The sequence below is a fragment of the Streptomyces sp. CRN 30 genome (assembly GCF_034105845.1).
Genome location: NZ_JAVRHI010000410.1, coordinates 1 through 6,660 on the forward strand (window position 1 = coordinate 1; position 6,660 = coordinate 6,660).

Sequence of the window (6,660 nt, forward strand, 5' to 3'; positions counted from 1 at the left end):
GTGGTGCTGGAGGTGGGAGTGGTCGGGGAGCCAGCGGCCCGAGCGCGGGTTGAGGTGCAGTCGCTGGGTCTCCTCCCGGCCGTCGCTGCCGCTCTGCCACGGGTAGAGGGCGCCGCGCCGGCCGAGGGCGCGGGCCGCCGCGCGGGCCCGTTCCAGCCGGCGGTGCCGGTAGTGCAGCAGCCCCCGGGAGACCTCGGGAAAGTGCAGGTTGAGGTAGGGCAGGACGAACAGCTCGTCCCAGAAGACGTGCCCGCGGTACGCCTCCCCGTGCAGGCCGCGGGCCGGGACACCGACATCGAGGTCGGCGGTGTGCGGGGAGAGGGTCTGCAACACGTGGAAGAGGTGCAGGCGCAGGATGGCGCCCGCCTCGCCGGGGACCTCCAGTCCGGCGCGGCGCCACAGCTGGGACCAGGCGGTGCCGTGGGTGCGCACGAGGCTGTCGAAGCCCGGGGCGCCGCCGACCCGGTCGACGGCGGCCTGGAGCGGGTCGCTGATCGCCGGGTCGCGCGAGGTGTGCAGGGCGACCGCCTTGTCGACGACGGCGGGCTCCCGGCCGGGTCCGAGCCGCAGCCGCAGGGTCTGGGTGGCGCGGGGCCCGTCCCGCCCCGGCTCCACCGGCACACCCGCCGTCACCCGGGAGGCGAGGCCGACGCGGATGTCGGAGGTACGGGTGCGGCAGCGCAGCCACACCGTGCCGCCGCCCGCGTCGCCGGTGTGCACATGGGTGAGGTGACGGCCCTCCAGCTCCCGGTAGCGCGGCACACCGGAGTTGGTGACGCCTCCGTCGAGCGCCGCTTCCACCTCGAGCTCCAGCTCCGCGGACTCGGCCGTGAACTCGGTGCGCAGAGCCGCCAGATGGGGGTCGCCCATGTGCGCCAGCCGTACCTGGCGGACGGCGAGGACGCCGTGTTCCCCGAGGCCGAAGCGGGTGCGGCGCTCCAGCAGCCCACCGTCCAGGTGCACCGTCTGCCGGTGGCCGAGGACCGGTGCGGTGTCGGGCGTGAGCCACGGGCCGTCCGCGACGCGGAACCGCAGCGGCAGCCAGTCCGGCAGGTTGACCATGTCCTCGTTCTCGATGGTCCCGACGTTCCCGACGGCCCCGACGTTCCCGACGGCCCCGGCGTTCCCGACCTCCCGCCCCGCGACGGACGAGGTCAGCCGGTTGTAGCAGCCGGCGACGTAGGTGGCCGGGTAGTGCACGTCGTCCGCGGCGCACTCGGGCAGCGCGCCGCGGGTGGCGAAGTACCCGTTGCCGAGCGTGCACAGCGATTCCCGCAGCCGCTCCCCGGCGGGGTCGTAGCCGTGGTACTCCCAGGTGGCGGCGGGGGTCGCTGTCATGTCGGCGCTCAGCCCTCCCAGGACCAGTCGGCGACCTCCGGGAGGTCGACGCCGTGTTCGCGGATGTAGGCGTGGTGGCGGAGCCGGACGTCCTCCATGCGCTGGCGGACGGCGGCGGCGCGCACCACGAGGCCGGGCACCCGGTCGATGACGTCCATGACCAGGCGGTAGCGGTCCATGTCGTTGCCGAGCACCATGTCGAACGGGGTGGTCGTGGTGCCGATCTCCTTGTAGCCGCGCACGTGGAGGTGGTGGTGGCCGTTGCGCCGGTAGGCCAGGCGGTGGATCAGCCAGGGGTAGCCGTGGTACGCGAAGATGACCGGCTTGTCGGCGGTGAACAGGCCGTCGTACTCGAAGTCGCTCATCCCGTGCGGGTGTTCGCCGCTCGGCAGCAGCCGGGCGATGTCGACGACGTTGACGACCCGGACGGCCAGCTCGGGCAGGTGGTGGCGGAGCAGCTGGGCGGCGGCGAGCACCTCCTGGGTGGGGACGTCGCCCGCCGAGGCCAGCACCACGTCGGGTTCGCGGGAGCCGTCCTCGGTGCCGGCCCACTCCCAGATGCCGGCGCCGCGCGCGCAGTGCGTGCGGGCCTCGTCCATGGTCAGCCAGTCGTAGCAGGGCTGCTTGCCGGCGACGATGACATTGACGTAGTCGCGGCTGCGCAGGGCGTGGTCGGCGACGGAGAGCAGGGTGTTGGCGTCCGGCGGCAGGTAGACCCGTACGGCCTCGGGGCTCTTGTTGAGGATGTGGTCGACGAAGCCGGGGTCCTGGTGGGAGAAACCGTTGTGGTCCTGGCGCCAGACGTGCGAGGTGAGCAGGTAGTTGAGGGAGGCGATGGGGGCGCGCCAGGGCAGCCGCCGGGTCACCCGCAGCCACTTGATGTGCTGGTTGACCATGGAGTCGACGATGTGGACGAACGCCTCGTAGCAGGAGAACAGCCCGTGCCGGCCGGTGAGGAGGTAGCCCTCCAGCCAGCCCTGGCAGGTGTGCTCGGAGAGGATCTCCATCACCCGGCCGTGCGGGTCGAGGTCCTCGTCGACGTCGAGGGTCTCCTCCTGCCAGGCCTTGCCGCTGGCCGCGTAGACGGCCTGGAGGCGGTTGGAGGCGGTCTCGTCGGGGCCGACGAGGCGGAAGTCGCGCCGGTCGGCGGTGGCGGCCATGACGTCGCGGAGCACGTCGCCGAGGACCCGGGTGGGCTCGTGCAGGGCGGTGCCGGGCTTGTCGACGGCGACGGCGTACTTGTCCAGCGGCGGCAGCGGCAGTTCGCGCAGGAGCAGCCCGCCGTTGGCGTACGGGGTGGCGCCGAGGCGGCGGGGGCCCTCGGGGACGCCGCGCAGCACGGCGGGGCGGGGCGCGCCGTCCTCGTCGAAGAGTTCCTCGGGCCGGTAGGAGCGCAGCCAGCTCTCCAGTTGCCGGAGGTGGTCGGGGTTGTCGCGGACGGCGGAGAGGGGGACCTGGTGGGCGCGCCAGGTGTTCTCCACGGGCTTGCCGTCGACCTCGGCGGGGCCGGTCCAGCCCTTCGGGGTGCGCAGCACGATCATCGGCCAGCGGGGCCGCTCGCCGGAGGCGTCCTCGCGGGCTCCGCGCTGGATCGCGGCGATGCGGTCGAGCGCGGTGTCCATGGCGTGGGCCATGGCGCGGTGCACGGCGGCCGGGTCGTCGCCGGTGACGTGCAGGGGGTCGTGGCCGTAGCCGCGCAGCAGCTCGTCCAGTTCGGACTCGGGGAGCCGGGCGAGGACGGTCGGGTTGGCGATCTTGTACCCGTTGAGGTGCAGGACCGGCAGGACGGCGCCGTCGTGCACCGGGTCGAGGAACTTGTTGGAGTGCCAGGAGGTGGCGAGCGGGCCGGTCTCCGCCTCGCCGTCGCCGATGACACAGGCGACAACGAGGTCCGGGTGGTCGAAGGCGGCACCGTAGGCGTGCGAGAGGGAGTAGCCCAGTTCGCCGCCCTCGTGGATGGAGCCCGGTGTCTCGGGCGCGACGTGGCTCGGCACGCCGCCCGGGAACGAGAACTGCCGGAACAGTCGGCCCATGCCGGCCGCGTCCCGCGTGATGTCGGGGTAGGTCTCGGTGTAGGTGCCCTCCAGCCAGGAGTTGGCGAGGACGGCGGGCCCGCCGTGGCCGGGTCCCCAGACGCACAGGGCGTCGAGGTCGCGGGCCTTGATGACCCGGTTGAGGTGGGTGTGGACCAGGTTGAGGCCGGGTGAGGTGCCCCAGTGCCCGAGCAGCCGGGGCTTGACGTGCTCGGGGCGGAGCGGCTCGGTGAGCAGGGGGTTGGCCAGGAGGTAGATCTGGCCGACGGCGAGGTAGTTCGCGGCGCGCCAGTGGGCGTCCAGGACGGACAGTTCCTCGTCGGTGAGCCGGTCGGGCGCCTCGTGCGGATCGGCGGACATCGGGGGTCCTTTCCGTGTCGGAGCAGCGGTCGGCCGGGGGTGGACCGTGGTGCCGCCGGTGCGGGCCGCCGGGAGGGCAGGCGAGAACCGGGGCGCCCGGTGCACATCCCACCACCCTGCGCGGGCCCGCCGGGTACCCGACAGGGCCGTTCGGGTCACTTGTGAACCCCGAACGGGGGCCGAGGCCGGACCCCGGACGGGGCGGACGTCGGGGCCGGCCGGAACGGGGCGGAGGTCAGAGCCCGGCGCGGCGGAGGTCAGAGCCCGGCGCGGCGCGCGAGGGGGCTCGCGAGGGGCGCGTCCGGGGGCGAATTTTGCATGGCGTGCATCTTTGCATAGCATGCAACTTATGTCGGAGGGGAGTGCCGCGGGGGGCGGTCTACGAGAGCGGAAGAAGCGGGCCACGCGGGCCGCTCTTACCGAGGCGGCGGTGCGCCTGGCAGCCGAGCACGGGGCCGAGAAGGTCACCGTGGAGGCGATCAGCGCCGCCGCCGGCGTCTCCGTGCGGACCTTCTTCAACTACTTCGACACCCGCGACGACGTCTTCGTGCTGACCGGCGCCGAGACCGGCGCCAACGTACGCAAGGCGCTGCTCGCCGCACCGGCCGGGCTGACCCCGCTCCAGGCCCTGCACGAGGCCATGGTCTCCGAACTGGCCGAGGCCGAGCAGCAGCACGAACTGTGGCGGCTGCACGGCAAGGTGCTGCGCGAGGCGCCGCACCTCCTCGTCCGCGTCCTCGGCGCGCACATGGCCGACGAGACGGAACTGGCTGAGGCGGTCGCCGAGCGCCTCAGCGGCGGCGGGCGGACCACCGCCGACGCGGAGGCCCCGGAGGCCCCAGAAGCCCCGGAGGTCCCAGAAGCCCCGGGGGCGCCGGCCGCCTCCGCCGAGGAACGGCGCAACGCGCTGGAGCTGTACCCGCGGCTGCTCGCCGCGGTGGCGGTCACCGCCGTCCGGGTCAGCGTCGACCACTGGTGCGCCCGGCAGGAGGAGCGCGCCTTCAACGAGGTGTTCCGGGAGGTCTTCGGCCTCCTGGCCGCCGGACTCCCGGCGCCGCCCGCGTAGTCCACCCCCGCACCGACCGCCCGGCCCCGCGCCGCGGGCGGTGCCCGCTGTCCGACCCCGCGCGCCCGGGGACGCCCGTCGTGGGCGCCCGGCCGGTCCGCGGGGCCACCGATCACCACCACCGTTCGAACACCGTCGGACTCGTCGAAAGAGAAGTCGTGACCACACCGCAGGCGCCCGCCGAAGCGCCGTCAGGCTCGATGAGCCAGAAACAGATACTCCAGGCCATGTCCGGCCTGATGGCCGGCATGTTCGTCGCCATCCTCGCGGGCACCGTGGTGTCCAACGCGCTGCCGACGATCATCGCCGACCTGGGCGCCAGCCAGTCCTCCTACACCTGGGTCGTCACCGCCGAACTGCTGGCGATGACCGCGACGGTGCCCCTGTGGGGCAAGCTGTCCGACCTCTTCAACAAGAAGCTGCTGCTCCAGCTCTCGCTGTGCATGTTCGTGATCGGCTCGCTGCTGGCCGGCTTCTCCCACGACACGACGCTGCTGATCTTCAGCCGGGTCGTGCAGGGCATCGGTGCCGGTGGTCTGACCGCCCTCGCCCAGGTCGTCATGGCCGCCGTCATCCCGCCCCGCGAGCTGGGCAAGTACTCCGGCATCTTCGGTGCCGTCTTCGCCGTCGGCACCGTGGCCGGACCGCTCATCGGTGGTGTGCTCGTGGACACCGACTGGCTGGGCTGGCGCTGGTGCTTCTTCATCGGCGTGCCGTTCGCGCTGCTCGCCATCTTCCTGTTGCAGCGCACCCTGAAGCTGCCCACCGTCAAGCGCCAGGTGAAGATCGACTGGCTCGGCGCCTTCCTCATCGTCGCCGGTGTCTGCGCGCTCCTGATCTGGGTGTCGCTGGCGGGCAACCAGTTCGACTGGGCCTCCTGGCAGACCGGCGCCCTCGTCGCCGGCGGCGTGGTGCTGCTGCTCCTCGCCGTCCTGGTCGAGACGCGCGCCGCCGAACCGGTCATCCCGCTGGACATCTTCAAGAACCGCACGGTCACCCTGACCACGGTCGCCAGCCTCCTCGTCGGTGTCGCCATGTTCGGCGGTACGGTCTTCCTCTCGCAGTACTTCCAGGTCTCGCTCGGCAAGTCGCCGACCATCGCCGGTCTGATGAGCCTTCCGATGATCCTCGGCCTGCTGGTGTCGTCCACCGTCGCCGGCCAGGTCATCAGCCGCACCGGCAAGTGGAAGCGGTACCTGGTCGCGGGCGCGGTCATCATGAGCGCCGGTCTGGCCCTGCTCTCCCTGATCGGCGCGGACACCCACTTCGGGCTGCTCAGCGTCTACATGGCCGTCCTCGGTGTCGGCGTCGGCATGCTGATGCAGAACCTGGTGCTCGCCGCGCAGAACGACGTCCCGGCCGCCGAGCTCGGCGCCGCGACCTCCGTGCTGTCCTTCTTCCGTTCCATGGGCGGCACCATCGGTACCAGCGTCCTCGGCGCGATCCTCGCCAACCGGGTGACCAGCGAGATCACCAAGAGCCTGGAGCAGGCGGGCGCCGCCGGTGCGGCGGGCGGTTCCTCGTCCGGCGGCGAGGGTGCCCTCCCCGACATGTCCACGCTGACCGGCCCGATGCGGGAGATCGTGGAGCACGCCTACGGGGTCGCCACCGCCGACCTGTTCCTCGTCGCGACGCCGTTCGCGCTGCTGGCGCTGGTGGCCGTGGCCTTCATCAAGGAGAAGCCGCTGAAGACCACCAGCGGCCTGGAGCGGCTCGCCGAGGAGTCGGGCGACGCCGCGCCGGCCGACCGGGGACCGGCGGCTCCGGTCGCCTGACCCGCGTCCCGGCAGCACCACCGTATGCGCGGGGCCGCCCGCCCCTTCGAAGGGGCGGGCGGCCCCGCGCATACGGTGGTGCTGCCGG

General features: G+C 72.9%; 3 protein-coding genes and 1 pseudogene. 2 read left to right on the plus strand and 2 right to left on the minus strand.

Features of this window, described 5'->3' with window-relative positions; translation table 11 throughout:
* Window positions 1–1,338: pseudogene (locus UW392_RS45275) on the minus strand (glycoside hydrolase family 65 protein); the annotation flags it as partial.
* 8 nt (window positions 1,339–1,346) lie between these two features.
* Window positions 1,347–3,731 carry a phosphoketolase family protein gene (locus tag UW392_RS45280; RefSeq protein ID WP_320781170.1) on the minus strand — a complete coding sequence of 795 codons (2,385 nt, stop codon included), beginning with the start codon at window positions 3,729–3,731 and terminating at the stop codon, window positions 1,347–1,349.
* 340 nt (window positions 3,732–4,071) lie between these two features.
* Between UW392_RS45280 and UW392_RS45285 the strand changes: the two genes are divergently transcribed.
* Both UW392_RS45285 and UW392_RS45290 read left to right on the plus strand, forming a co-directional pair.
* Window positions 4,072–4,797, plus strand: a complete 726-nt coding sequence (locus tag UW392_RS45285; protein ID WP_320781171.1) for a helix-turn-helix domain-containing protein — start codon at window positions 4,072–4,074, stop codon at window positions 4,795–4,797.
* Window positions 4,798–4,955: 158 nt separating this feature from the next.
* On the plus strand, window positions 4,956–6,572 hold the full coding sequence (locus UW392_RS45290; RefSeq protein WP_320781172.1) for an MDR family MFS transporter: 1,617 nt from the start codon (window positions 4,956–4,958) through the stop codon (window positions 6,570–6,572).
* The last annotated feature ends 88 nt before the right edge of the window (window positions 6,573–6,660 follow it).

Excerpts from the sequence above, each read along its gene's own strand:
- UW392_RS45280 (WP_320781170.1), bottom strand. The coding sequence starts at position 3,731 with ATGTCCGCCGATCCGCACGAGGCGCCCGACCGGCTCACCGACGAGGAA.
- UW392_RS45285 (WP_320781171.1), top strand. The coding sequence starts at position 4,072 with ATGCAACTTATGTCGGAGGGGAGTGCCGCGGGGGGCGGTCTACGAGAG.